The 25,632-nt window shown below is 73.1% G+C and carries 25 protein-coding genes and 1 riboswitch; of the genes, 13 read left to right on the forward strand and 12 right to left on the reverse strand.

What is annotated here, in order from left to right; genetic code table 11:
• Positions 1 to 36: 36 nt before the first annotated feature.
• A complete protein-coding gene (locus OG553_RS23420; protein ID WP_405980858.1) occupies positions 37 to 1,143 on the reverse strand; it encodes a helix-turn-helix domain-containing protein in 1,107 nt (368 codons plus the stop codon).
• Positions 1,144 to 1,282: 139 nt separating this feature from the next.
• Here OG553_RS23420 and OG553_RS23425 point away from each other — a divergent pair, with 139 nt between their 5' ends.
• The 5 genes from OG553_RS23425 to OG553_RS23445 all read left to right on the forward strand — a co-directional run bounded on the left by OG553_RS23425 (position 1,283) and on the right by OG553_RS23445 (position 4,658).
• Positions 1,283 to 1,468, forward strand: coding sequence for a hypothetical protein (locus OG553_RS23425; protein ID WP_405980859.1), 186 nt, complete (start codon positions 1,283 to 1,285; stop codon positions 1,466 to 1,468).
• Entirely contained in the window at positions 1,465 to 1,695 is a 231-nt protein-coding gene (locus OG553_RS23430) for a hypothetical protein (RefSeq protein WP_121014974.1), read from the forward strand. The genes OG553_RS23425 and OG553_RS23430 overlap by 4 nt, the downstream gene beginning before the upstream one ends.
• A complete protein-coding gene (locus OG553_RS23435) occupies positions 1,692 to 1,919 on the forward strand; it encodes a hypothetical protein (RefSeq protein ID WP_405980860.1) in 228 nt (75 codons plus the stop codon). The genes OG553_RS23430 and OG553_RS23435 overlap by 4 nt, the downstream gene beginning before the upstream one ends.
• Positions 1,920 to 1,986: 67 nt before the next feature.
• Entirely contained in the window at positions 1,987 to 2,196 is a 210-nt protein-coding gene (locus OG553_RS23440; RefSeq protein WP_285345055.1) for a DUF397 domain-containing protein, read from the forward strand.
• 458 nt (positions 2,197 to 2,654) lie between these two features.
• Positions 2,655 to 4,658 carry a phosphatase PAP2 family protein gene (locus OG553_RS23445; RefSeq protein ID WP_405980861.1) on the forward strand — a complete coding sequence of 668 codons (2,004 nt, stop codon included), beginning with the start codon at positions 2,655 to 2,657 and terminating at the stop codon, positions 4,656 to 4,658.
• A gap of 6 nt (positions 4,659 to 4,664) precedes the next feature.
• Here OG553_RS23445 and OG553_RS23450 read toward each other — a convergent pair whose 3' ends face one another.
• The gene (locus OG553_RS23450) at positions 4,665 to 5,606 is read right to left on the reverse strand and encodes a GlxA family transcriptional regulator (RefSeq protein WP_405980862.1); all 942 of its coding nucleotides are present in this window, start codon (positions 5,604 to 5,606) and stop codon (positions 4,665 to 4,667) included.
• Between the two features lie 109 nt (positions 5,607 to 5,715).
• On the opposite strand from OG553_RS23450, the gene OG553_RS23455 reads away from it, so the two are divergent.
• Complete coding sequence (locus OG553_RS23455) at positions 5,716 to 6,261, forward strand: PaaI family thioesterase (RefSeq protein WP_405980863.1); 546 nt, start codon at positions 5,716 to 5,718, stop codon at positions 6,259 to 6,261.
• 277 nt (positions 6,262 to 6,538) lie between these two features.
• Here the strand turns inward: OG553_RS23455 and OG553_RS23460 are convergent, their stop codons facing one another.
• Entirely contained in the window at positions 6,539 to 7,783 is a 1,245-nt protein-coding gene (locus OG553_RS23460; protein ID WP_405980864.1) for a cytochrome P450, read from the reverse strand.
• Between the two features lie 265 nt (positions 7,784 to 8,048).
• On the opposite strand from OG553_RS23460, the gene OG553_RS23465 reads away from it, so the two are divergent.
• Positions 8,049 to 9,218 carry a steroid 3-ketoacyl-CoA thiolase gene (locus tag OG553_RS23465; RefSeq protein ID WP_007263861.1) on the forward strand — a complete coding sequence of 390 codons (1,170 nt, stop codon included), beginning with the start codon at positions 8,049 to 8,051 and terminating at the stop codon, positions 9,216 to 9,218.
• Positions 9,219 to 9,332: 114 nt separating this feature from the next.
• Here the strand turns inward: OG553_RS23465 and OG553_RS23470 are convergent, their stop codons facing one another.
• The 7 genes from OG553_RS23470 to OG553_RS23500 form a co-directional block, all read right to left on the reverse strand.
• Positions 9,333 to 9,776: a transglycosylase SLT domain-containing protein gene (locus OG553_RS23470; protein ID WP_405980865.1), complete on the reverse strand. Its 444-nt coding sequence runs from the start codon at positions 9,774 to 9,776 to the stop codon at positions 9,333 to 9,335.
• Between the two features lie 279 nt (positions 9,777 to 10,055).
• On the reverse strand, positions 10,056 to 10,925 hold the full coding sequence (locus OG553_RS23475) for an ECF transporter S component (RefSeq protein ID WP_405980866.1): 870 nt from the start codon (positions 10,923 to 10,925) through the stop codon (positions 10,056 to 10,058).
• Entirely contained in the window at positions 10,922 to 12,715 is a 1,794-nt protein-coding gene (locus tag OG553_RS23480) for an ABC transporter ATP-binding protein (RefSeq protein WP_405980867.1), read from the reverse strand. Before OG553_RS23480 ends, OG553_RS23475 begins: the two co-directional genes overlap by 4 nt.
• Positions 12,712 to 13,920 carry an energy-coupling factor transporter transmembrane protein EcfT gene (locus OG553_RS23485; protein WP_405980868.1) on the reverse strand — a complete coding sequence of 403 codons (1,209 nt, stop codon included), beginning with the start codon at positions 13,918 to 13,920 and terminating at the stop codon, positions 12,712 to 12,714. Before OG553_RS23485 ends, OG553_RS23480 begins: the two co-directional genes overlap by 4 nt.
• A complete protein-coding gene (locus OG553_RS23490; RefSeq protein WP_405983115.1) occupies positions 13,917 to 14,570 on the reverse strand; it encodes an SCO2322 family protein in 654 nt (217 codons plus the stop codon). Before OG553_RS23490 ends, OG553_RS23485 begins: the two co-directional genes overlap by 4 nt.
• A gap of 71 nt (positions 14,571 to 14,641) precedes the next feature.
• A complete protein-coding gene (locus OG553_RS23495) occupies positions 14,642 to 15,883 on the reverse strand; it encodes a prenyltransferase/squalene oxidase repeat-containing protein (protein ID WP_405980869.1) in 1,242 nt (413 codons plus the stop codon).
• A 130-nt stretch (positions 15,884 to 16,013) separates the two neighbouring features.
• A riboswitch (cobalamin riboswitch) is annotated at positions 16,014 to 16,092 on the reverse strand.
• 105 nt (positions 16,093 to 16,197) lie between these two features.
• Complete coding sequence (locus OG553_RS23500) at positions 16,198 to 17,244, reverse strand: MBL fold metallo-hydrolase (RefSeq protein WP_405983116.1); 1,047 nt, start codon at positions 17,242 to 17,244, stop codon at positions 16,198 to 16,200.
• A gap of 208 nt (positions 17,245 to 17,452) precedes the next feature.
• On the opposite strand from OG553_RS23500, the gene OG553_RS23505 reads away from it, so the two are divergent.
• Both OG553_RS23505 and OG553_RS23510 read left to right on the forward strand, forming a co-directional pair.
• On the forward strand, positions 17,453 to 18,904 hold the full coding sequence (locus OG553_RS23505; RefSeq protein WP_405980870.1) for an aldehyde dehydrogenase: 1,452 nt from the start codon (positions 17,453 to 17,455) through the stop codon (positions 18,902 to 18,904).
• On the forward strand, positions 18,904 to 19,137 hold the full coding sequence (locus OG553_RS23510) for a ferredoxin (RefSeq protein WP_385766175.1): 234 nt from the start codon (positions 18,904 to 18,906) through the stop codon (positions 19,135 to 19,137). The genes OG553_RS23505 and OG553_RS23510 overlap by 1 nt, the downstream gene beginning before the upstream one ends.
• Before the next feature lie 543 nt (positions 19,138 to 19,680).
• Here the strand turns inward: OG553_RS23510 and OG553_RS23515 are convergent.
• Positions 19,681 to 20,190 (reverse strand): hypothetical protein, encoded by a 510-nt coding sequence (locus tag OG553_RS23515; RefSeq protein WP_405980871.1) that lies wholly within the window; start codon positions 20,188 to 20,190, stop codon positions 19,681 to 19,683.
• Positions 20,191 to 20,255: 65 nt separating this feature from the next.
• On the opposite strand from OG553_RS23515, the gene OG553_RS23520 reads away from it, so the two are divergent.
• Positions 20,256 to 20,858, forward strand: a complete 603-nt coding sequence (locus OG553_RS23520) for a DJ-1/PfpI family protein (protein ID WP_405980872.1) — start codon at positions 20,256 to 20,258, stop codon at positions 20,856 to 20,858.
• A 528-nt stretch (positions 20,859 to 21,386) separates the two neighbouring features.
• Here OG553_RS23520 and OG553_RS23525 read toward each other — a convergent pair.
• Positions 21,387 to 22,040, reverse strand: a complete 654-nt coding sequence (locus OG553_RS23525; RefSeq protein WP_405980873.1) for a TetR family transcriptional regulator — start codon at positions 22,038 to 22,040, stop codon at positions 21,387 to 21,389.
• Positions 22,041 to 22,282: 242 nt separating this feature from the next.
• Between OG553_RS23525 and OG553_RS23530 the strand changes: the two genes are divergently transcribed.
• The 3 genes from OG553_RS23530 to OG553_RS23540 all read left to right on the forward strand — a co-directional run bounded on the left by OG553_RS23530 (position 22,283) and on the right by OG553_RS23540 (position 25,540).
• A complete protein-coding gene (locus tag OG553_RS23530; protein WP_405980874.1) occupies positions 22,283 to 23,590 on the forward strand; it encodes a glycosyltransferase family 4 protein in 1,308 nt (435 codons plus the stop codon).
• A 121-nt stretch (positions 23,591 to 23,711) separates the two neighbouring features.
• Positions 23,712 to 24,455 (forward strand): class I SAM-dependent methyltransferase, encoded by a 744-nt coding sequence (locus OG553_RS23535; protein ID WP_125604759.1) that lies wholly within the window; start codon positions 23,712 to 23,714, stop codon positions 24,453 to 24,455.
• Positions 24,452 to 25,540: a prenyltransferase gene (locus tag OG553_RS23540; RefSeq protein WP_405980875.1), complete on the forward strand. Its 1,089-nt coding sequence runs from the start codon at positions 24,452 to 24,454 to the stop codon at positions 25,538 to 25,540. The genes OG553_RS23535 and OG553_RS23540 overlap by 4 nt, the downstream gene beginning before the upstream one ends.
• The last annotated feature ends 92 nt before the right edge of the window (positions 25,541 to 25,632 follow it).

Here is a 25,632-nt window from a genome sequence, read left to right on the forward strand (position 1 = left end):
GCCCTGCCCGCGTACGGGTTTCGCGGTCGTCGGCCGTCAGGTCCGTTCGATCTCCGCCATGAGCAACCGCAGCGTCAGGGAGTGCTTCTCCGGCGGCAAGGCGTCCAGCGCTGTCCGGGCGTAGGCGGCTCCGCCCAAGAGGTCTCCGGACCGGGCGAGCATGAGGCCCCGGTGCATCTCCAGGTGTGTCGCGAAGCGGGGCAGCTCTGCGGGGAGTTCCCGGCGTGCTGCTTCCTGTGCTTCGACGGCTCCCCGTTCATCTCCCAGACGGGCCAGGAGGAGGGACAGGAAGACGTTCATTCGCCACCAGGGCACGGCGTAGTCACTGGTCTGCTCGTGCGACCCTGCCTTGTCGAAGATGCGCCGGCCACGGTTCGCCAGGTGGAGCGCTGTTGTCCGATCACCTCGGATCGCTGCCGCGTGTGCCTTGCCCATCACGGCGTTCAGGAGGCCCAGGGAGGGGCGATCCGATATCGCCATGGCTTGGTCGGCCAGTACGTCAGCGACCCCGAGGGACGCGCCTTCGTAGCCCAGGGCGATGGCGGCACGGCCCCGGACCCACACGCGCGCTTCGTCGTTGCCGGACTCGTCAGCAGCCGTCGCTGCCATCCGGTACCAGTGCACCGCCTTGGAGCCGTCCGCCCCGGGGAACGTCTTGGCGTAGAGGGTCATCAGGCGGGAGGCGACGGACCACAGCCGTGGGTCATCGAGTTGCTGTTGCACGGTGACGAGTTCGCCGGATACCCGGCGTTGAATGTCCGCCGCGCCCATGGACATGTACTCGGTGCCGTACGTCGTGAGCTTGGCCTCCCACTCGTCTGCTGACGGCCCTCCACGCAACCGGGCGGCGAATCCCGCGCTGATCAGATCGGAGGCGACGACAGGGGCTATGGCGGCCCCGGCCACGTCGGTAAGGAACTCGCGTCGGTCCACTTCACCTTCAAGGACAGCTAGGGGAACGTCGAGCACGGCGGACAGCGCGGCCAGGTAGAACGGGCCCGGCCTGACCTTGGAACGCTCCCAGTTGCTCACGTACTCCCGGGTCAGCGTCGTGCCGTGAACCTTGTTGATCTCCGAAGCTAACCGCCCCTGGCTCCAGCCACGAGCCTTGCGGAGATCCCGAATCAGCTCCCCGATGTCCATGTGGCCATCTTGCTACTAGGGATGCCACTAGACAGAGGGATTCCGGGGCCCGGGGGACGGTTGCCACTACGGATCACACTAGGCCGGGCTTCCTGGCGGCGGAACGATGCCCGCACCGAGGGTGACACGGAGGTGCAGCATGCCGACGGCAGCACGACAGGAAGCGACCCGGCCGGAGGCTTCGGAGCCTCCCGCCCATGAATGCGGGGTGTGCCGCGCGCTCGACGCCGACCTGAAGGTGGCCGAAGCGGTCGGAGACCTGGGCGCTGTCGAGTCGCTGCGTACCGAGCTGCGCAACCACTCCCGTGACGGGGGCGCGGCATGACCGTTCGAGCCGTCCTCCGCTTCGTCCACTACGTGATGCACCGTCATCCGTCGGCGGAGACGACCGCCACGGCACGGTGCCTGAACCCGGACTGCCAGTGGGCGGCCGCTCCGACGGGCAACGCGGACGTCTGCACCGACATGTGCATCGAGCACACGGGGCGGACGGGGCACATGACGTTCCTGCGGGAGTTCTCGGAAGTCGCCGTGGTGGAGCGGGTCCGGTGAGGGGGCGGTCCCGGCTGACGGTCCGCGTGCTCAGCGGGGGCTCGGTCGGCCCCGTGCTGGTCTTCCGGTCCGGTGACCCCGTGCGCCCGCTGGTGCGCGACCCGATCGACGTGGCGCGCTTCCGCCGTGAGGGCTACTGGGAGGGCTTCGGGGACGTGTTTCCTCCCTGCGAGTGCGTGCGCTGCCTACAGGCCATGTGGAACTTCGAGACTCCCCGCCCGTGACGGGTGGGGCGCACATGCACGACGGCGCGGGGACCGCTTCCCCGCAGCACGGCGAAGGGACGGCACCATGACCACGATTCCCGACTACGAGTTCCGCACGTCCTCGGCGTGCACCTACGAGAACAACAACCCGCGCTGCGTCGAGGTGGCCACCAACGTGCCCGGCAAGGTGGTCGTGCGCAGCTCCGTGACCGGCCGGGCGGTGGAGTTCACCGCCACGGAATGGACCGACTTCCTGAGCGGTGCCAAGCTGGGCGAGTTCGACCTCTCGGCCTAGGAGACGCGGTGCAGGAGTGCCCCCGCTGTGGCGGCGAAGCGGTGCCGGACGCGGAGCATCACCGGATGCTCTGGTGCCTGTCCTGCTGGCGCTCCTGGACCCTCCCCCGAGAGATCAGGTGTACGGGCTCCTTGCCCCGTCTCGCGCCCGGACTGCGCGCGCTGGACGAACACCGGGACCTGAACCGCTGAGTCAGCCGCGAGCCCCGTCCGGCGACGGAGACCGACCACGCCGGGCGGGGCTCTTATGCTTGAGCGGCCAGCGTGAATCACCCGCAGGTGGGCCTCTATGTGAGTGCCTTGACACCCTTGTTGATCTTCACGATGCTCATGCCCGCCATCCTAGGGATCCCGCCCGGGATATCGTCGTCCAGGCAGTCCAGGTGATGGAACGGGGCACGACGCGCGGCAGCCAGGCGAAGTGACGGTGGCGGTCGACAGGGCGGAGGGCGGCGGGGCGTGGCGGCTGATGCGGTGGAGCGCGGCGGTGCCGGGGGACATGCCGGTGTCATAGGCGCCGGCGGCAGGCTCGGAGCGGTGCGGATCCTGCTGTGGGCGCTCGCCGCGGTCCTCGGTGTCAGACAGGCCGCCACGGTGCTGCGCGTGCCGCCCGGTGAATGGCTCGGCGGCCTCGACCTCCCCGCCGGCCCGCCCGGACCGCTGTACGGAGCCGGCCAGTTCACCGGAACCCCCTTCGCCGGACTCGTCCTCAAACCGCTCGCCGGCCTCGCCGCCCCCTCCCTGGAGGTGGCCTGGACCTGCGCGACGCTGCTCCTCGTCGCCGCCGTCGGCCTCGTCGCCGCGCGGGCGCTCCCCGACCCCGTGCCCCGCCGCACCGCGCTGCTCGCCGCGCCCGCGCTGGTCGCGCTGATGATGGTCTCCCTCCCCGTCCGCGAAGCCGCCTCCCCCGGGCAGACGGCCGTCCTGCCCGTACTCCTGGTGCTCCTCGCCGTGTTCCGGGTCCCCGGCGGACGGCCCGCCGGGTTCCTCGTCGGCCTCGCCGCCGCCCTCCAGCCCGCGCTGCTGCTCTTCGCCCCGCTGCTGTGGCTCACCGGCCGCCGCCCGGCCGCCCGGGCCGCCGCCGCGACCTTCGCCGGAGCCACCGCCCTGTCCTGGGCCTCACTGCCGCGCGACTCGTGGACGTACTGGGTCGAGTACCTCGCCGGTACGGGCCTCGGCGGCGCCCCCGACGCCCTCGCCAACCAGTCCCTGCACGGCGCCCTCCTGCGCCTCGGCCCCGGCGGCCCCGGCGAGATCGCCCTCGCACTCGCGCTCGCCGCCGCCGTCGCCTGGACCGGCATGCGCCGCGCGGTCCGCTACGCCCTCGACGGCCAGCTGCTGCTCGCCGTCGCCGTCACCGGCTGCGTCGCCGTCGCCGTGTCCCCCGCCGGCTGGCGCCACCAGCTGCTGTGGGTGCTCCTCGCCGTGGCCGGCAAGGTGGGCCGGCGCGCCGCCGACCGCCGGGTGTGGCCCGTCGCCGTCGTGCTGGCCATGAGCCTGCCGAGCGCCGTACTGCTGCCCAACCTGGCCGCGCTGGCCCCCGTACGCGACAACGTGCTGCTCCTCGCGGCCCTCGCGGCGGCCTGCGCCGTGCCGTTCCTGCCGCGCTCCTCCCCGTACTGGCGCGAGCCCGTGCCCACCGCCCACGCGGAACCCGCCGACGCCCGCTGGTCCCGCATCCCGCTCCTCGCGTTCTGGCGGCGGGTGAACTCGCGCCCCAACCTGCTGCTGGAACTGCTGCTGATACGGGTCGGCTACTCCATCTACTCGCACATCCGCGCCGCGGCCCCCACCAGCCGCACCCTCGCCGAGGGCAACGGCGGCCAGATCCTCGCGATCGAGCGCGCGCTCGGCATCGACATCGAACACGCCGTCAACCGGGCCGTGGTGGAAACGCCTTGGCTGGAGGCCTTCTTCAACTTCTACTACGCCTCCTTCCACTTCGTCGTCCCGCTCGCCGTCCTCGCCGTCCTGTACTGGCGCCGCCCCGCCGACTACCGCTGGGCGCGCGCCTCCCTCGGGCTGGCCACCGTCCTGGCACTGGCGGGCTTCTGGCTCTACCCGCTCGCGCCGCCGCGCCTGATGCCCGGCCTCGGCTTCGTCGACACCGTGCACGGGGTCCAGGACCTGGCCAACCCCTCCTACGGGGCGATGACCGCGATCTCCAACCAGTACGCCGCGATGCCCTCCCTGCACTTCGGCTGGTCCCTGTGGTGCGGGATCGTCATCGTGGTCCTCGCGCCCCGCCGGTGGCAGAAACTGCTCGGCGTCCTCCACCCGCTGATCACGGTGTGCGCGATCGTCGCCACCGCCAACCACTGGGTGCTCGACGCGGCCGGCGGCGCGGCCGTCGTCGCCGCCGGCTTCGGGCTGGTCCACGTGCTGTCCGGGCCGCGCGGCCTGAAGACGGCCCTTCCCGGCCAGCGCCGGACCGCCCCCGATCCGGTACGCACCCCCGCGTAGCGGGCCCTACGCCCGCCCCCGCCGCAGCAGCGCGCGCAGCGGGCCGGGGCTCTCGTACCCGACCCGGCGGGCGACCGCGGCGAGCGGCAGCGCGGTGGTGCGCAGCAGGTGCTCGGCCTGCTCGACCCGCAGGTCCTGGACCAGGCGGATCGGGGAGCGGCCCAGGGTGCGGGCCATCGTGCGCTGGAGGGTCCGCTCGCTGACGCCGAGGTCGCGCGCCGCGTCGGCGATGGACAGCGGCTCCTCGATGCGGGCGCGCACCCACCGCTCGAAGGCCGCGACGAGCGGCTCGTGCCGGGCCATGGCGCTGGGGATCATGTACGCGGCCTGCGAGGCCCGGTCGTCGACCACCAGGTAGTGCCGCACCAGGTCCGCCAGGGCCGGGCTGCGCCCGGCGACGACGGAGAGCGCCAGGTCGAGGTGGCTGAACGCGGCGCCGGCCGTGGTGACCCCGTCGGAGGTCGTCACCATCCGGGTCTCCTCCAGCGTGACCCGCCGGTACCGCTCGCGGAAAACCGGCGCGAGCCACCAGCTCGTCGTGGCCCGCAGCCCGTCCAGGACGCCCGACTCGGCGAGCAGGAAGGTGCCGGTGCAGGAGGAGGCGAGCGGGGTGCGCCGTTCGCGGGCCTCCGCCAGCATCCGGCGGGCCGTGCGCCGTTCGGGCGCGGAAACGGCCTCCAGCAGCGCGGAGGGGCGGCGTTCCGTCAGGGCGGGCAGGACGAGCAGCCCGGCGTCCTCCGCCTCGCGGGCGGGCTCGGTGTCGATGCGGTGGCCCAGCCCGCTGCGGACGCGGCGGCGTGCGCCGACGCCGACCGTGCGGATGTCGAAGGCGGGCGGCGTGGCGCCGGGGAGCTCGCGGCGCAGGGCGTTGGCGGTGTGCAGCACGTCCAGCACGGCAGAGATCCCGGAGTCGAAGACCCCGTCGAGGGCCAGTACGGCGACTTTCACCGGGCCAGGGTAGCTCCGGGCGCCGCCCCCCGGGGGGTGTCGGAATCGATCCGCAAGGCGCCGGATCCGACACTCCCGGGCTCCGGCCGCCCCGCCTAGGGTCGATGGCATGACCACGCATCACACCACCGCCGCCGCCACCGCCCCCTCCGCCGCCCCCGAGGGTCTGCGCAGCCGTACCCACACGTGGGAGCCGCGGCCCGAGACCACGCCGGAGCTCCTGCGCATGAGCGGCCTGGAGATCCTCCGGGCGGCGCTGAAGGGCGCCCTGCCGGCCGCCTCGATGACGAGCACCCTGGGTTTCCGGCTCACCGAGGTCGAGGAGGGCTCCGTCGTCTTCGAGGGGGACCCCGGCGACCACCTGCTCAACCCCATGGGCACGGTCCACGGCGGCTTCCTCGCCACCCTGCTGGACTCGGCGCTCGGCTCGGCCGTGATGACCCGGCTCCCGGCGGGCACCGCCTACACCACCGTCCAGCTGGGGGTGCACATGATCCGCCCGGTCCTGGCGGACACCCCGGCCCTGCGCTGCGAGGGCACCGCCCTGCACGTCGGCCGTACGACCGCGACCGCCGAGGCCCGGGTCGTCGGCACGCACGACGGGAAGCTGTACGCCCACGGGACGACGACCTGCGCGATCCTGCGGCCCGCCTGACGGGAGGGCGTACGGCCCGAACGGGCCGGGAGGTGGCCGAAGGGATGCCGAAGGGATGCCGAAGGGCCGGGAAATGGCCGAAGGAACGCCGGGGCATGGTGTCCCCGGCGCCCCTTCGGTGGATCGTCGCGTCCTGTCAGGATCGGCCAGGTCCCGGCATTCCGCCACTCGGGCGATCACGGCACCGGCGGACGGCAGGGGCCGGGGCGTGGGTGTGCGGCCCCTGCCGTCCTGGTTCACGGGCCGGCTCGCACCGGCCCGCAGCCCTGTGGGCCCGTCAGCCCGTGCTGACCCGCAGCTCCTTGATGCCGTTGAGCCAGGCCGCGCGGAGCCGCCGCGGGCCGTCGGAGGCGGCGCGCAGGTCGGGCAGGACGTCGGCCAGGGCGTTGAAGATCAGGTCGATCTCCAGGATGGCCAGGGACTTGCCGAGGCAGAAGTGCGGGCCGCCGCCGCCGAAGCCGAGGTGCGGGTTCGGGTCGCGGGTGATGTCGAAGACGTCCGGGTCCTCGAAGACCTCGGGGTCGTGGTTGGCGGAGGAGTAGAACAGCCCCACCCGGTCACCGGCCTTGATCTTCTGGCCGCCCAGCTCGGTGTCCCGGGTGGCGGTGCGCTGGAAGGACACCACGGGCGTGGCCCAGCGGACGATCTCCTCCGCGGCGGTCGACGGCCGGGTCGCCTTGTAGAGCTCCCACTGTTCGGGGTGGGTGAGGAAGGCGTGCATGCCGTGGCTGATGGCGTTGCGGGTGGTCTCGTTGCCCGCGACCGCCAGCAGCAGGACGAAGAGGCCGAACTCGTCGGAGCGCAGGTTGCCCTCGCCCTCCGCCGCGACCAGCTGCGTGACGATGTCCTTGGCAGGGCACTCCTTGCGCTCGGCGGCGAGGTTCATGGCGTAGCCGATGAGCTCCACGGCCGCGTTGGAGCCGACCTCCTCGGTGATCGCGTACTCCGGGTCGTCGTAGGCGATCATCTTGTTCGACCAGTCGAAGATCCGGGAGCGGTCCTCCTGGGGTACGCCGATCAGTTCGGCGATCGCCTGGAGCGGGAGTTCGCACGCGACCTGCGTGACGAAGTCGAAGGAGCCGTCCGCCGAGGCCTCCAGGGCCTCCTCCACGATCTTCCGGGCCCGGTCGCGCAGTGCCTGCTCCAGGCTGCGGATGGCGCGGGGGGTGAAGCCCCGCTGCACGATCTGGCGTACGCGGGTGTGCTCCGGCGGATCCATGTTCAGCATGATCAGGCGCTGGGCATCTATCTGTTCGCGCTGGATGTGCTCGTTGAAGCGGATGATCGCGGTGTTGGTGGTGGAGGAGAACAGCTCCGGGTGCGTGGAGACGTACTTGACGTCCGCGTGCCGGGTGACGGCCCAGTAGCCCTCGTCGTCGAACCCGGTGACGCCCCGCCGCTGCGGGCACCACCACACGGGCGCGGTCTGCCGCAGCTGGGCGAACTCCGGGAAGGGGACGCGGTCCTGGAGGAGATCGGGATCGGTGGCGTCGAAGCCTTCGGGCAGCGCGGGACAGGGCATCGGGCGACTCCAAGGTCTGACGAAGGTCTGACGGCCCATCAGATGTTGGCTTGAAGGTAGTAACGAGTTCTAGAAGTCACAAGGGCTCCCGCGCCAACTGTTGCGTGTGGAATCCGTGTAAGCCGCGTGCAAGACCCTTGCGTGCCGGGCGCCGAGGTCATAAGACTGCGGGGGAGAAGTAGAACGCGTACTAGTTCGCGCGGGGCAGTCGCCGGACGGCCCGCCACGCCGGCGCTGTGCAGAGTGTGCAGGAGAGGACGAGCTCATGGCCGCGGAACCCGTCATCGTCGAAGCCGTACGCACCCCCATCGGGAAACGCGGGGGAGCCCTGGCCAACCTCCATCCCGCCTACCTGCTCGGCGAGACCTACCGCGAGCTCCTGGCCCGTACCGGAATCCAGCCGGACTGCGTCGAGCAGATCGTCGGCGGCACCGTCACCCACGCCGGCGAGCAGTCCATGAACCCCGCCCGCAACGCCTGGCTCGCCATGGGACTCCCCTACGAGACCGCCGCGACCACCGTCGACTGCCAGTGCGGCAGTTCCCAGCAGGCCAACCACATGGTCGCCAACATGATCTCCGGCGGGGTCGTCGACATCGGCATCGCCTGCGGGGTCGAGGCCATGAGCCGCGTCCCGCTCGGCTCCGGCTCCAAGCACGGGCCCGGCAAGCCCTTCCCGGACGAGTGGAACGTCGACCTCCCCAACCAGTTCGAGGCCGCCGAGCGGATCGCCCGCCACCGGGGCCTGACCCGCGAGGACGTCGACCGGCTCGGCGTGCTCTCGCAGGAGCGGGCCGCCACCGCGTGGGCCGAGGAGCGCTTCAAGCGCGAGACCTTCGCGGTCCAGGTGCCGACGACGGAGGAGGAGCAGGCCGCCGGTCAGGGCATGTGGCGGCTGGTCGACCGGGACGAGGGGCTGCGCGACACCAGCATGGAGGGCCTGGCCCGGCTCAAGCCGGTCATGCCGACGGCCGTGCACACCGCCGGGAACTCCTCCCAGATATCCGACGGCGCCGCCGCCGTGATGTGGGCCTCGCGCAAGATGGCCCGCGCGCTCAAGCTCAAGCCGCGCGCCCGGATCGTCGCCCAGGCGCTGGTGGGCTCCGACCCGCACTTCCACCTCGACGGCCCGATCGACGCGACCCGGGCCGTACTGGGCAAGGCGGGGATGTCCCTCAAGGACATCGACCTCGTCGAGATCAACGAGGCCTTCGCCTCCGTCGTCCTCAGCTGGGCGCAGGTCTTCGGACAGGACCTGGAGAAGGTCAACGTGAACGGCGGCGGCATCGCCCTCGGCCACCCCGTCGGCGCCACCGGCGCCCGGCTGATCACCACCGCGCTGCACGAGCTGGAGCGGCGCGACAAGGAATTCGCGCTGATCACCATGTGCGCGGGCGGCGCGCTGGCGACCGGCACGATCATCCAGCGCCTGTGAGCACCGCTCCGGGCGCCCGCTGAACCCCGTGGGATGGGATGCGGAAGGCCCCGGTGGCCGGACCTGGGGAGGCCGGCCACCGGGGCCTTCACATGTCTGCTGTTGTCCGCTGGTTTAGTACCAGTGGTTGGCCTGCCAGAAGTTCCAGGCGTCGACCGGGCTGCCGTAGCGCTCGTTCATGTAGTCCAGGCCCCACTTGATCTGGGTGGCCGGGTTGGTCTTCCAGTCCGAGCCCGCCGAGGACATCTTCGACGCCGGCAGGGCCTGGACCAGGCCGTAGGCGCCGGAGGAGGAGTTCGTGGCGGTGTAGTCCCAGCCGCTCTCGTGCGTGACGATCTTGTCGAAGGCGGCGAACTGGGCCGGGTCCTTGATCATCTGCTGGGCGATCGCCTTCGCACCCGTCGGAGCGGCCTGCGCGGGCACGGCGGCGAGCATGGAACCCGCGACACCCAGAGCGAGGACGGTACCGGCGAGGGTCTTCTTCGAAGCGGCGATGCGGCGGATGACGGCGTTGGACACGGATGAACCTTCCGACGGGAACAAGGACGGTCGCGGCATGCCGAAGACATGCGTGAGCCACTCACACGGGTGGGAGGGGTTCTGCCGGCGGGGGGCTGTGCGCCCCGGCCGCCTCGGCGACAACACCAGTTAGCCAGGCCCCCGCCGCCCTGGCAACGCCCCCCGTCTACTAGCCCCCCTCGCAGGCCGGGACCGACGTCCCGCGCCGGAAGCCGTACCCGGACCGGCCGGGGGGTCTACTAAGGCGGGCCGGATGTGACGTGGGTCCTGTGGGCCGCCTCACCGCCCAGCGGCCCGAATGTCACCCCGGGTAGCCGGTCAGACCCGCTGGGGTGGGTGGCCCCGGTCACTTCCGGCCCCCGAATCGAAGGAAACGGGAGCGTCGAACGCGGCTTTCCGGGTCGCCCGGCGCAGCGCCCTGAGCAGAGTGCCCCCGAGGGCGAGCGTCAGTACGACCGTCAGCGCGGCCCGCCCCAGGTCCCAGCCCACCGAGGTCGCCAGGCAGTAGGCGACGAAGCGCGCCAGGTTCTGCGGCACCGGGTCGCCGGGGTGGAAGGAGATCCCCTGCCCCATGCCCTGCAGGATCACCCAGCCCTGGAGGTTCATGACCGTGCCGTACGCGAAGGAGCCCAGGAACCCGTACGCGGCGAGCATCGCCAGCTCGGCCCGCCCCCGGATCCTCTCCGGCCCCGGCAGCAGCCCGGCGCCCAGCGAGAACCAGCCCAGCGCCAGCATCTGGAACGGCATCCACGGCCCCACGCCGCCCGTGAGCAGCGCGGACGCGAACATCGTGACGGAGCCGAGGACGAAGCCGAATCCGGGACCCAGGACGCGCCCGCTGAGCACCATCAGGAAGAACATCGGCTCCAGCCCGGCCGTACCCGCGCCCAGCGGCCGCAGCGCCGCCCCCACGGCGGCGAGCACCCCGAGCATGGCGACGGCCTTGGAGTCCATGCCCTGGTCGGCGATGGTCGCCACGACCACGGCGACGAGGAGGGGGAGCAGCGCGGCGAAGAGCCAGGGTGCGTCCTGGGAGTGGGCCAGGCCGGACTGGCGGTCGGCGAGCAGCGGCCAGCCGAAGGCGGCGATGCCGATGAGGGTGACCAGGACCAGGGCCGCGGCGGCGCGGGGGCCGATGCGGACGGGGCGGGAGGTGGTCGGGCGGGCGGCTGTGGGGCGGGCGGTCACGGGGTGGCCTCCAGGGCGGCGGCGACCTGGGAGACCGTGAGCCAGTGGCCCGGGGCCAGGATCTTCGCCACCTGGGGAGCGAAGGCGGGTGAGGAGACGACGACCTCGGCCGTCGGGCCGTCCGCGACGATCTCCCCGCCCGCCAGGATGACCACCCGGTGGGCCAGCTCGGCGGCCAGCTCCACGTCGTGCGTCGCCAGGACGATGGCGTGGCCGTCGGCGGCGAGGCCGCGCAGGGTCTCCACCAGGCGGGCCTTGGCGGCGTAGTCCAGCCCGCGGGTCGGCTCGTCGAGGAGCAGCAGCGCCGGGCGGGCCGTCAGCACCAGGGCCAGGGCCAGGGTCAGGCGCTGCCCCTCGGACAGGTCCCGGGGGTGGGTGTCGTCCGGCACCCCGGGCAGCAGGTCGCCGACCAGCGCCCGGCAGGTGCCGGGGGCCGCCCCGGCGTCGGCGTCGGCCGCGGCGCACTCGGCGGCGACGGTGTCGGCGTAGAGGAGGTCGCGGGGTTCCTGCGGCACCAGGCCGACCCGGCGGACCATCTCCGGGGGCGGGGTGCGGTGCGGTGTGCGGCCGCCGACGGTCACCTGGCCGGCGGAGGGGGCGAGAGTGCCGGTGAGGGCCGCGAGGAGGGTGGACTTGCCGGCGCCGTTGCGGCCCATGAGGGCGACGGTCTCGCCGGGGGCCACCTGGAGGGTGACGTCGTGGAGGACGTCGGTGCGGGCTCGGCGCACGCCGAGGTTCCTCACGGAGGCTGCGGGGGTGCCGGCTGCGGGGGTGCCGTCGGCGAGCCCGGCGGGCTGCGGCTTCGGACGGCGTCCGGCCAGTCGCCGGAGCAGGCCGGGGCCGGTGCCGGTCGGGGCCGGTGCGGCGGGGGCCGCTGCGCGGGGCTGGTCCCCTACCCTCCCCCCGGACGGAGTCTGGGGGAGGGTAGGGGACCAGCCCCGCGCAGCGGCGTCTCCGTCGGCCGGCAGGGGCGCGGTGGCGAGGCGGTCGCGGAGGGGGGCGGACAGCCGGCGGGCGTCGCGGATCGAGAGGGGGAGCGGGGTCCAGCCCGCCAGGCGGCCCAGGGAGACCACCGGGGGGTGGACCGGGGAGACGGCCATGATCTCGGACGGGGTGCCGAGGACGGGGGGCTCGCCCGGCGACGGGAGGAGCAGGACGCGGTCGGCGTACTGGACCACCCGCTCCAGGCGGTGCTCCGCCATCAGCACCGTCGTGCCCAGGTCGTGCACCAGCCGCTGCAGCACCGCCAGCACCTCCTCCGCCGCCGCCGGGTCCAGCGCGGAGGTGGGCTCGTCCAGCACGAGCACCTTCGGGTGCGTCGTCAGGACCGAGCCGATCGCCACCCGCTGCTGCTGGCCCCCGGACAGGGTCGCGATCGGGCGGTCGCGGAGTTCGTTCAGCCCGAGCAGGTCCAGGGTCTCCTCCACCCGGCGCCGCATCACCGCCGGAGCCAGGCCCAGGGACTCCATCCCGTACGCCAGCTCGTCCTCCACCACGTCCGTCACGAAGTGGGCCAGCGGATCCTGCCCGACCGTGCCCACCACGTCCGCCAGCTCGCGGGGCATGTGCGTACGGGTGTCCCGGCCCGCCACCGTCACCCGCCCGCGCAGGGTCCCGCCCGTGAAGTGCGGGACCAGCCCGGACACCGCCCCCAGCAGGGTCGACTTGCCGACCCCGGACGGGCCGACGAGGAGGGTCAGCTCCCCTTCCGGGAGGGTGAAGTCCGCGTCGCGGAGGGACGGCCGCGCGGCGCCGTCGTACGTCACCGACACCTGGTCGAAGCGGATCAACGGGAGGACTCCTCGGAAGGTACGGGGGCCACGAAGGCCGGGAGCAGGCCGATCAGGACCGCCGCCGCGGGCCACAGCGGCAGCGCGGGCGCGACCAGCGGGACCACGCCCGGCCGCAGCCCCTCCGGGTCCACCGACCCCGCGTGGACCAGCAGCGCCGCGACCGCCGCGCCCGAACCGGCGACCAGCCAGGCCCGCACCCCCCACCGGTCCGGCCGGTACCGGGTGCGGATGCTGCGCCGCCCGCCGAGCCGCAGCCCCGCGAGGGCCAGCACGAGGCCGATGCCGAGCACGGGCAGCCCGTACACGGCGCCCTCCGCCGCGAGCAGCCCGTACGTACCGGCGCACATGCCGAGCAGCCCGCCGAGGGTGAGGACGTTGGTGGTGTGCCGCACGGCCCGCGGGACCTGCGCCGTACGCCCGTACCCGCGCGCGTCCATCGACGCGGCGACGGCGACGGAACGCTCCAGGGCGCCCTCCAGCACCGGCAGGCCGATCTGGAGGACCGCCTTCACCCCGCCCGTGGGGCGGCCGCGCAGCCGGCGGGCGGTCCGCAGCCGGGCCACGTCGGCGACCATGTTCGGCGCGAAGGTCATGGCCACGACGACGGCCACACCCGCCTCGTAGAGGGCCGCCGGGAGCGACTTCAGCAGCCGCGCCGGATTGGCGAGGGCGTTCGCCGCGCCCACGCAGATCAGCAGGGTCGCCAGCTTCGCGCCGTCGTAGAAGGCGAAGACCAGCTGCTCGGCGGTGACCCGGCCGCCGAACCGGATGCCCTGCGCCCACGCGGGCAGCGGGAGCTCGGGGAGGGTGAAGAGGGTGTGCGTGCCGGGGATAGGGGAGCCCAGCAGCATGGAGAAGACCAGCCGCAGCCCGATCACGAACAGGCCGAGCTTGACGAACGCCCCGTAGGAGCGCGCCCACGGCGCCTCCGTCCGGCGCGCCGCCACCACGTACCCGGCGACGCCGACGATCAGCCCGAGCAGCAGCGGGTTGGTGGTCCGCGAGGCGGCGGTGGCCAGCCCGAGGGCCCACAGCCACCAGGCCCCCGCGTGCAGGGCGTTCCCGCGCCGCGCCTCGGGCGCCCGCCAATGCCTCCGGCGGCCGTACGCCGGCCCGTGCGCGGGACCCGGCCGCCCGGCCGCACCGCGCCCGGCCGGGGGTACGTCGGCACGTGCCGCGCCGCGGGTGGGGCGCGGCCTCATCGCCTGCGGCGGCGGGACTGCCAGACGGCGGCGGCGCCCAGGGCGAGGACCGCCGCGACGCCCAGGTACAGGCCGGCCGAGGGACCGCCGCCGCCCGGGGAGCCCGAGCCTGCGGCCGTGTCCGCCGAAGCCGAAGCCGGGGCGGAGGCGGAGGGCTTCGGCTGCGTCGCGTCCTCGATGGGCTCGCCGCAGCCCGCCTTCGGGTAGCCGGAGATCCCGCACAGCAGCGCGGCGCTGTTGTAGCGGAGCGGCTTCGCCACCTCCGCCAGCGCCTCGGCCGCCGTGGCCGCGGGCGCCAGCTGCGCGCAGGCCGTGCGCGGGGTGCCCTGCGGCGGGGTCTCGCCGGCCGGGGCGTCCTCGGGCACGCCGAAGTCGATGACCAGCGCCACCCGCTTCTTCCCCTCCGCCGGGGCGGTGCCGCCGCAGACGGCCTCGAAGTCGGCGGCCGCGCGCGGCCGGGCGGCCTCGGCGGAGGCGTCCTTGCTCACGGAGAAGCGGAAGCCGAGCGTGGCGCCGTCCGCGGGACGGGCCGTCGAGGGGCCCTGGGTGGCGTACGCCCAGCTGCCGCCCGCACCGTCCCAGAACGACCAGTAGCGGTAGCTCGCCGCCAGGGCCGGGGACGCCGCGAACAGGGTCAGGACCAGGGACAGGACCCCGAGGGCCCCGAGGATCCCGGGGACCCCCGGGAACGGCCCGGCCGTGGTGCGCGTAGGGCGGCTGGTCACAGCTGGTTCTTCTTGCGGCGGCCGCTCAGCAGGATGCCGATGCCCATGCCGGCCGCGGCGCCCGCGCCGACGATCCACCAGATGTTCTGGTTGCCGGAGCCCGGCTTCTCCTCGCCCTTCACCTTCTGCGGTTCGGCGTCGGGGGCCGCCGGGGCCGGGCCCGTGGCGTTCAGCGCCGCCACCAGGTCGACGCCGCCGAAGGCCTTCGGGTCGGTGCCCGTCGCGTGGGCGGTCAGGACCAGGGTGGCCAGTGCGGCCGGGTTCCGGTTGGCCCACGCGGTGGAGTTCTTCTGCAGCCACTCCAGGGCTCCCGCCGCCGCCTGCCGGTGCCCGGCCGCGGCCAGGGCGATCACGGCGTCGGCGGTGTTGCCGGTGTCGGCGGTGGGCTGGTCGGAGCCCGGGGTGACGGCCGTCAGGTGGCCGTCCTTCTTCAGCGCCTCGGCCAGGTAGCCGGCCGCGCCCTGGGCCGCGCCCGCCGGGTCGGCGGTGCCGGCCGGGCACGCGAGTGCGGCGGCAGGGGTGTCCGTGGCGGCCGGCTCGACGACGATGCCCTTGCCCAGGGCGGCCAGCGCGGCGGCGGCCGTGGCGTCGGCGTTCGCGGCGAGCTTGCCGTCGGCCGGCTGGTACCCGAAGGCACCCCGGTCGGAGGCCGGCTCGGCGGAGCAGCCGAGCTGGAAGGAGAGGAGGCCGTCGTACGCGGACCTGCCCGCCTTCGACCTGACCTCGGCGGGCTTCTCACCGGCCGCGGCGAGCGCGCTGATCACGATGGACGTGGAGCTGCCCTCGCTGGGGGAGCCCGGCACGTAGGCCCAGCCGCCGTCCTCGTTCTGTACGGACTTCAGCCAGTCCGTCGACTTCTTGACCTGGGCGTCCTTGCCGCCGAGGGCCTTCATGGCCTGCACGGCGACGGCGGTCGCGTTGGTGTCGTACGTCGTCTTGTCGTCGCAGGCCGTGCCGGCGTCCGCGCGGAAGGAGGCGAAGCCGCCGTTCGCGCACTGCTGGCCGGTGAGCCAGTCGACGGCCTGCGGGGCGGGCGTCAGGCCGGCCGTCTTCTGGGCGAGCAGCGCGAGGGACTGGCGCCACACCCCGTCGTACGTCGGGTCGGCCTTGCCGAACAGGCCCGACGGGACGACCGGCGGCGCGGAGGGCGACGGCGTGTCGGCGAGGGCGGCGGGGGCGGCGCCCACGCAGAGCACGGCGGATGCGGCGAGCGCGGCGGCGCTGCGGCGGACGTTCATGACGGGGCGGGTGCCTCTCGTACGGGGGGCGGGAGACAGGCACGCGCAGGCACCGGGCTCCGGCTCCGTTTACCTCGACGGTGCCGGCCGCCGGAGGCCCCGGCGGCACGAGCCGCGCACCTCCGGTACGGGGCATTCCGGCTGCCGTCCCGCGGACTGCGGGCCGGGTCACGGTTGCGGGTCAGCGCCGGATTCGCACCGGCTTCCCCCCATACGGAAGTGTGGACGACGGGCTCACTCTACCGGCCCGTAGCCGGCGGGCCCGGTGGCACGGGGGCCCGTACGGGCGGCCCCGGACCGTGCCGGGCGGCGGCCTACAGCGCCCGGTACGCCACCGGGTCCGTGCCCGGCACCGCCTCCGCCCGGCCCTGCTTCACCAGCCGCCGCAGATGGGCCTCCGCTTCCGAGACGGCGATGTTCCGGGAGCCGTACGGGATCTGCTCCCAGGGCCGGTTCCACTCCATCCGCTCCGCGAGCTCCCAGGGGGTCAGGGGCCCGGCCAGCAGCCGCCGCAGCCCGGCCAGCCGCTCCTCGTGGTGCTCCAGCAGCTCCCGTACGCGGGCGGGCGCGTCGTTGAAGGCGTACTGGTGGGCCGGCAGCACCTCGGCGGGCGCCAGGCGGCCGATGCGTTCGAGGGAGTCGAGGTAGTCGCCGAGCGGGTCGGTGACCCGGGTGTCCTCGGGGGCCTCGTACAGGCCGATGTGCGGGGAGATCCCGGGCAGGAGGTGGTCGCCGGAGAAGAGCCGCCCGTTGCCGGGGAGGCCGGCGGGGTGCTGCTCCTCCAGGTGCAGGCAGACGTGGCCGGGGGTGTGCCCGGGGGTCCAGATCGCGCGGAGCCGGCGCCCGGCGAGGGGGAGCAGCTCGCCGGGGACGATCTCCCGGTCGGGCACGGCGGCACTGAGTCCGGGCAGGGTGCGCACGCGGCCGCTCGCCCGCGCCGCGCGGAGCGGGGCGACGTGCTCCTCGGGGGCTCCGGCGGCGGCGAGCTTCTCGCTCATGTAGTCGAACCAGACACCGGGCTCGGAGGAGCGGGTCCGCAGGACGACCTCGGTGTCGGCGGCGTGCATCGCGATCCACGCGCCCGACGCCTCCCGGACCTGCCCGGACAGGCCGTGGTGGTCGGGGTGGTGGTGGGTGATGACCACGCCGTGCACGTCGGCGACGGCGATGCCGAGCGCGCCGAGCCCGGCCGTGAGCGTGTCCCACGAGGCGGGGTCGTCCCAGCCGGTGTCGACCAGGACGGGTCCGCGGTCGGTGTCGAGGACGTGGACGAGGGTGTGGCCGAGGGGGTTGTCGGGGATCGGGACCTGGATGGCGTGGACGCCGCCGCCGTGGTCGGTGACCTGTGGCACGACCGGCATGACCTCTGACATGGGTGCTCCCTGGCTGGTTCGATCCGCTCCGACGAGAACGTGTTTCAGTAGTAGCCCAAGTCGACTGGTTTCCAAAAGTCTTGACTGGTCGTCTGATCGTCCGGAGGCTCGTCCCGACCGTGGACTCCTCGAACTAGAACTGGTATCAGTTCTGCGACATCGGTGAGATCGTGCGCAGCCCCTGGAGGCATCGGACATGACCGAGCTCGTGGAACACGGCCAACTGTTCATCGGCGGGGAATGGACCGATCCGCTGGGCACCGACACCATCCGGATCGTCTCCCCCCACACCGAACAGGTCATCGGCAGCGTCCCGCACGCCTCCGAGGCGGACGTGGACCGCGCCGTCGCCGTCGCCCGCAGGGCCTTCGACGAGGGCCCCTGGCCCCGGCTGCCGCTGGAGGAGCGGATCGCCGTCGTCTCCCGCATCAAGGACGCCATCGCCGTCCGGCACGAGGAGATCGCCCGCTCCATCAGCTCCCAGAACGGCTCCCCGTACTCCTGGAGCGTCCTCGCCCAGGCGCTCGGCGCGATGATGGTCTACGACTCCGCCATCAAGGTCGCCGCCGAATACCCCTACGAGGAGCGGCGCCAGGGCGCACTCGGCCCGATCCTCGTACGCCGCGAACCCGTCGGGGTAGTCGCCGCCGTCATCCCGTGGAACGTCCCCCAGTTCGTGGCCGCGGCGAAGCTCGCCCCCGCACTGCTCACCGGCTCCTCGGTGATCCTCAAGCCGTCGCCCGAAGCCCCGCTGGACTCCTTCATCCTGGCGGACATCGCGCGGGAGGCCGGGCTGCCGGAGGGGGTGCTGTCCGTCCTGCCCGCCGACCGGGAGGTCAGCGAGTACCTGGTGGGGCACCCCGGCGTCGACAAGGTCGCCTTCACCGGCTCCGTCGCCGCAGGCAAGCGGGTCATGGAGGTCGCCGCCCGCAACCTGACCCGGGTCACCCTCGAACTCGGCGGCAAGTCCGCCGCCGTGATCCTGCCGGACGCGGACCTGGCGGCGACCGTGGCGGGCATCGTCCCCGCCGCCTGGATGAACAACGGCCAGGCGTGCGTGGCGCAGACCCGGATCCTCGCCCCCCGCAGCCGGTACGAGGAGGTGGCCGAGGCCCTCGCGGCGGCCGCCGGCGCCCTCGTGGTCGGCGACCCGCTGGACCCGGCGACGCAGCTCGGGCCGCTCGTCGCGAAGCGGCAGCAGCAGCGGTCGCTGGACTACATCCGGATCGGCCAGGAGGAGGGGGCGAAGGTCCTGGCGGGCGGCGGCCGCCCGGCCGGCCTGGAGCGGGGCTGGTACGTGGAACCCACCCTCTTCGGCGACGTCGACAACTCGATGCGGATCGCCCGCGAGGAGATCTTCGGCCCGGTCGTGTGCCTGATCCCCTACGGGGACGAGGCGGAGGCCGTACGGGTGGCCAACGACTCGGAGTTCGGCCTGAGCGGCAGCGTCTGGACGGCGGACGTGGAGCACGGCATCGACTTCGCGCGCAGCGTCCGCACCGGCACCTTCAACGTGAACACCTTCAGCCTGGACATGCTGGGGCCGTTCGGGGGCTACAAGAACAGCGGCGTGGGACGCGAGTTCGGCCCGGAGGGGCTGAGCGAGTACCTGGAGCACAAGATGATCCACCTCCCGGCTGGTGCGTGATGGGGGACCGCTGGCAGGTCGAGGTCGACCGGGGGGTGTGCATCGGCTCGGGCATGTGCGTGAACCACGCGCCCGACGCCTTCACCCTCGACTCGGCCCGCCAGTCCCACCCCCGGTCCGCGGAGACGGACGCCAACGAACCCACCCTGACGGCCGCCGAGGGCTGCCCGGTGGAGGCCATCCTCATCACCCTGTCGGCGACGGGAGAGGCGGTGTTCCCGCCGGAGGAGTGAGGGGGTGGGGAGGGGGGTGGGGCTCGGGGGCGGTGCTCCCGGGGGCGGGATCAGGGTTGGTTTGGGGGTTTCCCGTCAGTCCCATCGTCCTTCCGTGTCGGGCCGGTCTGTCAAGGGCGCTCCCTTCGGTCGCGTCGCTTCGCGATGGCCTTCGGCCACCCTTGACAGACCGACCCGCCCCGGAAAGCCGAAGAACTGCCGGGAAACCCCCAAAAGAACGGTCACGGGGAAGAGGGTGAGGGACGGGCCCGTCAGGGACGAGGCGAGGGGCCGGGCGCCGGCCCACCGGGCATCCGGGCCCTCAAGAGTCGCCGTTCCGGGCCAGGGGCGCGACTACCCGCACCAAAGGCCGACCCGAGCGGCCTGCCGAGCCCCCAAGCGCCCCAGATCGCTACGCGCTCCTCTCGTCTCGGCGTCCGACGACCGTCCTGGGCTGATACCTGCACCAGAGGACGAACAGGCCGGCCGGGAAGCTCAGGGGAGCGTCAGATCGCTACGCGCTTCTCTGATCTCGGCGGCTGATGGCCGTTGGGGGCTGGTTTTTCAGGGGTGGGCGAGGGCTTCGAAGGCTTCTCGGGCGGAGAAGGACTCGAAGAGGCGGAGGGTCGGGCCTTGGGGGGAGGCCAGGACGGCGTAGTGCTCCGGGATGAGGGAGAGGTCGCCCCACGGCTCTTCGACGTGCGCGCGGGTGAGGAGACGGCCGGAGCTGTGCCGGATCCAGGGGACGACCAGGAAGTCGGCCAGTTCCGCGAGGGTGGCCAGGGGGGTCGTGGTGGGGCGTTCGACCAGCTCGACGGGGCTGGGGAGCCCGTCGCCCCGGCAGGCGAGGAGGCGGGAGGAGATGTCCCGCCGCATGCCCCAGACCTCCGCCATGACGGAGATCTCCGCCCGGGTGGTCCCGCTGATGGCCACCCGGTGTTCCAGGAGTCCGCTGACCAGGAGGTCGAGTCCGGCCTCCTGCTCGCCGATGTCCCAGCACACCTGGACCTCGTACCCCTTGTCGTCGGGCAGGAGGCTGACGAAACGGTTCCACACATCGGCTTCAGCGATCATCCGGAGAGGCTACTTCCATTTTTCTCGCCTGAGAGACTGCGGGCCTGTCCATCAAGGGAGTTGTGATGCAGGTAGCCGTTGTCACCTTCGACGGGTTCAACGAACTCGACAGCTTCATTGCCTCGGCGTTGATCAGCAAGGCCGGCCTCAAGGCCTACATCACGACGCCCACCCCCGTGGTGACCTCGATGAACGGCGTCGAGGTGACCGGCCAGCGCTCGATGGACTTCGTGACCGAGGCCGACGTCGTGCTGATCGGCAGCGGAGTGAAGACGCGCGACGTGGTCGCCGACCACCGGCTGCTCTCCATGCTGCCGCTCGACCCCTCGCGGCAGCTGATCGGTTCGCAGTGCTCCGGCGCGCTGGTCCTCGCGAAGCTCGGTCTCCTCGGTGAGATGCCCGCTTGTACGGACATGACGAGCCGCCCGTTCGTCGAGGCCGAGGGCGTCACCGTCCTGGACTCCCCCTTCCACGCCGAGGGGAACATCGCCACCGCCGGCGGCTGCCTGGCCTCCCAGTACCTCGCCACCTGGGTGATCACCCGCACCCTCGGCGAGGAGGCCGCGCGCGCCGTCATCGACTACGCCGGCCCGGTCGGTGAGAAGATCGAAACAGTCGAACGCTCCCTCCGCGCCGTCCGCCTCGGTGAGGCCGCCATGACCTCCTGAGTACGGATACCGGCCACAGGCGGCCGTCGGACGCCGAGACATGAGGAGCGCGTAGCGATCTGGCGCGCCCCTGAGCTTCCCGGCCGTCCTGTTCGTCCTCTGGTGCAGGTGTCAGCCCAAGGCGGCCGCCGGACGCCGGGATATGAGGAGCGCGTAGCGATCTGGCGCGCCCGGGGGCTTCGCAGGGGGCTCCGATCGGCCTTTCGTGCAGGTAGGCGCGCCCCCGGCCCCGAACGGCGACTCTTGGGGGCTCGGATGCCCGGCGGGCCGACGCCCGGCCCCGTCGCCTGCTCCCTGACGGAGCCGCTGTCCCTCTCCTGCCCCGTGACCGTTCTTTTGGGGGTTTCCCGGCAGTTCTTCGGCTTTCCGGGGCGGGTCGGCCTGTCAAGGGTGGAGCGAAGCGACGCGACGAAGGAGCGCCCTTGACAGGCCGGCGCGACACGGAAGGACGATGGGACTGACGGGAAACCCCCAAACCGGCTCAGAGACCGCCCCAGGGGACCCCGCCCCCACCCCGCTCCGCCCAGATCAGGCCTTTCCGGGCTGCGTCCCCGCCCCGGTCCCCGCCCCAGTCCCGGTGCCCGCCCCCGTCAGGTCGATCAGCCGGCACACCGTCTCGATGTCGATCTTCACCTGGGCGATGGACGCCCGGCCCGAGAGCCAGGTGATCAGGGCCGAGTGCCAGGTGTGCTCGATGACCCGGACCGCCGAGAGCTGTTCCGCCGTCGGCGCGGCGTCCAGGCCCATCGCGTCCAGGATGATGGCCGTCGTCAGCCGCGAGACCGTGTCGACCTCGGGGGACACGCTCCGGTCCGCGAACGTCAGGGCGCGGACCATGGCGTCCGCGAGGTGCGGTTCCCGCTGGAGGGCGCGGAAGGCGCGCATCAGGGTTTCCGCGACGCGGGCCGCCGGCTCGTCGCCCGCCGGGGGGCGCTTGCGCAGGGTCGTGTGCATGTGCTGGAGCTGGTCCTGCATGGTGGCGACCAGCAGGTGCACCTTGGACGGGAAGTAGCGGTACAGGGTGCCCAGTGCGACGTTCGACGACTCGGCGACCTCCCGCATCTGCACGGCGTCGAAGCCGCCCCGGCTGGCCAGCTGTGCGCTCGCGTGCAGGATCCGACGGCGGCGCGCCTCCTGGCGCTCCGTCAGGGGAGGCGTCACGGTCTTCGCTTCCGCTGTCATGTGTCCCGTTCCTGGCGTTCCGTTTCCTGGCGTTCCGTAGCGTTGCGGCGGCTGATTCCGGGATGGTCCGGGGGTCAGCATGTCAGGCGTCCGAGCCGTGGCGCGAATCACCTGCTCCGCCTCTTACGGTGTGGTTTCCGGCCGGTAGATTCAATGGTCTTCAGAGGATCAACTCTGAAACTTGTTCTACATTATCCGAGCGGTTACGCTCCGGCGAAAGTGCAGGGAGAAGGGGGCCGAGAGTGTCCGCAGAGGCCATGGTGGCGAGCCCTTTCGCGGGTTCCGCCACCGACGGCGACCGCCCGTTGCGCATCGCACTCCTCACCTATAAGGGGAACCCGTTCTGTGGCGGCCAGGGCGTCTACGTCCGGCACCTCTCGCGGGAGCTGGTGAAGCTCGGGCACTCCGTCGAGGTCATCGGCGCGCAGCCCTATCCGGTGCTGGACACCGGCGCCACGCTCACCGAGCTGCCGAGCCTGGACCTGTACCGCAGCCCCGACCCGTTCCGCACACCCAAGCGCGACGAGTACCGGGACTGGATCGACGCCCTCGAAGTCGCGACGATGTGGACCGGCGGCTTTCCCGAGCCGCTGACGTTCTCGCTGCGCGCCCGGCGCCACCTCCAGGCCCGCGCGGGCGAGTTCGACGTCATCCACGACAACCAGACCCTCGGCTACGGCCTGTTGGGCGACCTCGGCGCGCCCCTGGTCACCACCATCCACCACCCCATCACCGTCGACCGGAAGCTCGACCTCGCCGCCGCGAAGGACCGCAAGAAGCGGGCCTCCGTGCGGCGCTGGTACGCGTTCACGCGCATGCAGGGCCGGGTGGCCCGCCGCCTGCCCTCCGTGCTGACGGTCTCGGGCTCCTCGCAGCAGGAGATCGCCGAGCACCTCGGGGTGCGCGACGACCGCATCCACGTCGTGCACATCGGCGCGGACACCGACCTCTGGTCGCCGGACCCGTCCGTCGCGGAGGTCGCCGGGCGGATCGTGACGACCTCCAGCGCCGACGTCCCGCTCAAGGGGCTCGTCCACCTCGTCGAGGCCCTCGCCAAGCTCCGTACCGAGCAGCCCGACGCGCACCTCGTCGTCGTCGGCAAGCGCGCCGAGAGCGGGCCGGTCGCCCGCGCGATCGAGACGTACGGGCTCCAGGACGCGGTGCGGTTCGTCAAGGGCATCACCGACGCCGAGCTCGTGGACCTGGTGCGCAGCGCCCAGGTCGCCTGCGTGCCCTCCCTGTACGAGGGGTTCTCGCTCCCGGCGGCCGAGGCCATGGCCACCGGTACCCCGCTGGTCGCCACCACCGGCGGGGCGATCCCCGAGGTGTCCGGCCCCGACGGGGAGACCTGCCTGGCCGTGCCGCCCGGCGACGCGGGGGCGCTGGCCGGCGCGCTGGGCCGGCTGCTGGGCGACGCCGGGCTGCGGGCCCGGCTGGGTGCCGCCGGGCGGGAGCGGGTCCTGACCCGGTTCACCTGGGCCAAGGCCGCCGAGGGCACCGCCGCGCACTACAGAGCCGCCATCGCGCAGGCCGCCGCCCGGACCCGGTGAGCGCCACCACCACTGAGCAGAGCACCACCGAGCACAGCACCACAAGCACCAACCGCTACACCAGTAACGCCCGCTACACCCGCACCACCCTTCACCCCCGTGACCGCGAAGGCAGGACCCCGTGCTGACCGTCGATTTCTCCCGGTTCCCGCTCGCCGCAGGCGACCGTGTGCTCGATCTGGGCTGCGGCGCAGGCCGGCACGCCTTCGAGTGCTACCGGCGCGGAGCCCAGGTCGTGGCCGTCGACCGCAACGGCGAGGAGATCCGCGAGGTCGCCAAGTGGTTCGCCGCCATGAAGGAGGCCGGTGAGGCCCCGGCCGGCGCCACCGCCACCGCCATGGAGGGCGACGCCCTGGCGCTGCCCTTCCCCGACGAGTCCTTCGACGTCGTCATCATCTCCGAGGTGATGGAGCACATCCCCGACGACAAGGGCGTCCTCGCCGAGATGGTGCGCGTGCTCAAGCCGGGCGGCCGGATAGCGGTCACCGTCCCGCGCTACGGCCCGGAGAAGATCTGCTGGGCGCTGTCGGACGCCTACCACGAGGTCGAGGGCGGCCACATCCGCATCTACAAGGCGGACGAGCTGCTCGCCAAGATGGAGGCCGCGGGCCTCAAGCCGTACGGCACCCACCACGCGCACGGCCTGCACTCCCCGTACTGGTGGCTCAAGTGCGCCTTCGGCGTGGACAACGACAAGGCGCTGCCGGTCAAGGCGTACCACAAGCTCCTGGTCTGGGACATCATGAAGAAGCCCCTCGCGACCCGGCTCGCCGAGCAGGCCCTCAACCCGGTCATCGGCAAGAGCTTCGTGGCGTACGCGACCAAGCCCCACCTGCCCGTCGGCGCAGCCGGCTCCGCCCAGTGAGCTCGCCGGGGCGCACCGTACCCGAGCACCTCGTCCTGGACGGCGTGCTGACCGCCGAGCAGGCGGCGCGGACCGTGGCCGGGATCCTGGCCGTGCAGCGTGCGGACGGGGCCATACCGTGGTTCCGCGGCCACCACCTCGACCCGTGGGACCACACCGAGGCCGCGATGGCCCTGGACACGGCGGGCGAGCACGAGGCGGCCGAGCGGGCCTACACCTGGCTCGCCCGGCACCAGAACCAGGACGGCTCCTGGTACGCGGCGTACGCGGACCGGCCCGACGGCGTGGACACGGCCGTGCCGCAGGACGCGGGGCTGGAGACGAACTTCGTCGCCTACATAGCCGTCGGCGTCTGGCACCACTACCTGGCCACCGGCGACGACACCTTCCTCGACCGGATGTGGCCGGCGGTCGTCGCGGCCGTCGAGTTCGTCCTCGCGCTCCAGCAGCCCGGCGGCGAGATCGGCTGGAAGCGGGAGGCGGACGGCACGCCCGTCACCGACGCCCTGCTGACCGGGTCCTCCTCCATCCACCAGGCGCTGCGCTGCGCGCTGGCCATCGCGGACCACCGCGGCGACCCGCAGCCGGACTGGGAGCTGGCGACGGGTGCGCTCGCGCACGCGATACGCCGGCACCCGGAGCGGTTCCTGGACAAGGACCGCTACTCGATGGACTGGTACTACCCGGTGCTGGGCGGGGCGCTGTCCGGCCCGGAGGCGAAGGCGCGCATCGAGGGGCGCTGGGAGGAGTTCGTCGTCCCGGACCTCGGGGTGCGGTGCGTGCTGCCGAACCCGTGGGTGACGGGCGGGGAGTCGTGCGAGCTGGCTCTGACCCTGTGGGTGATGGGGGAGTCGGACCGGGCGCTGGAGGTCCTGCGCTCGATCGGGCACCTGCGCGCCGAGAACGGCATGTACTGGACGGGCTACGTCTTCGAGGACCGGGCGGTGTGGCCGGTGGAGCAGACGGCCTGGACGGCGGGTTCGCTGCTGCTCGCGGTGGCGGCGCTGGGCGGGGACGAGGCCACCGGGGAGGTCTTCGGCGGGCTGTCCCTGCCGGCGGGCCTGGAGCCGGACTGCTGCCGCTGAGCTGCCGTTGAGCTGCCGCTCCTGAGCCGGGGCGGGCCCGGGCCGCGGCCCGGTGCTTCGTCCCCGGTGCCGGCCGGCGCCGACCGGCCGTA

This window comes from Streptomyces sp. NBC_00158, assembly GCF_045160885.1.
GTDB lineage: Bacteria > Actinomycetota > Actinomycetes > Streptomycetales > Streptomycetaceae > Streptomyces.

Coding starts and splice junctions, on each gene's coding strand:
- OG553_RS23455 (WP_405980863.1), top strand. CDS start 5,716: ATGACCACGCATCACACCACCGCCGCCGCCACCGCCCCCTCCGCCGCC.
- OG553_RS23525 (WP_405980873.1), bottom strand. CDS start 22,040: ATGACAGCGGAAGCGAAGACCGTGACGCCTCCCCTGACGGAGCGCCAG.
- OG553_RS23485 (WP_405980868.1), bottom strand. CDS start 13,920: ATGAGGCCGCGCCCCACCCGCGGCGCGGCACGTGCCGACGTACCCCCG.
- OG553_RS23500 (WP_405983116.1), bottom strand. CDS start 17,244: ATGCCGGTCGTGCCACAGGTCACCGACCACGGCGGCGGCGTCCACGCC.
- OG553_RS23465 (WP_007263861.1), top strand. CDS start 8,049: ATGGCCGCGGAACCCGTCATCGTCGAAGCCGTACGCACCCCCATCGGG.
- OG553_RS23430 (WP_121014974.1), top strand. CDS start 1,465: ATGACCGTTCGAGCCGTCCTCCGCTTCGTCCACTACGTGATGCACCGT.
- OG553_RS23470 (WP_405980865.1), bottom strand. CDS start 9,776: ATGCCGCGACCGTCCTTGTTCCCGTCGGAAGGTTCATCCGTGTCCAAC.
- OG553_RS23425 (WP_405980859.1), top strand. CDS start 1,283: ATGCCGACGGCAGCACGACAGGAAGCGACCCGGCCGGAGGCTTCGGAG.
- OG553_RS23460 (WP_405980864.1), bottom strand. CDS start 7,783: ATGCCCTGTCCCGCGCTGCCCGAAGGCTTCGACGCCACCGATCCCGAT.
- OG553_RS23515 (WP_405980871.1), bottom strand. CDS start 20,190: ATGATCGCTGAAGCCGATGTGTGGAACCGTTTCGTCAGCCTCCTGCCC.
- OG553_RS23505 (WP_405980870.1), top strand. CDS start 17,453: ATGACCGAGCTCGTGGAACACGGCCAACTGTTCATCGGCGGGGAATGG.
- OG553_RS23440 (WP_285345055.1), top strand. CDS start 1,987: ATGACCACGATTCCCGACTACGAGTTCCGCACGTCCTCGGCGTGCACC.
- OG553_RS23495 (WP_405980869.1), bottom strand. CDS start 15,883: ATGAACGTCCGCCGCAGCGCCGCCGCGCTCGCCGCATCCGCCGTGCTC.
- OG553_RS23520 (WP_405980872.1), top strand. CDS start 20,256: ATGCAGGTAGCCGTTGTCACCTTCGACGGGTTCAACGAACTCGACAGC.
- OG553_RS23510 (WP_385766175.1), top strand. CDS start 18,904: ATGGGGGACCGCTGGCAGGTCGAGGTCGACCGGGGGGTGTGCATCGGC.
- OG553_RS23420 (WP_405980858.1), bottom strand. CDS start 1,143: ATGGACATCGGGGAGCTGATTCGGGATCTCCGCAAGGCTCGTGGCTGG.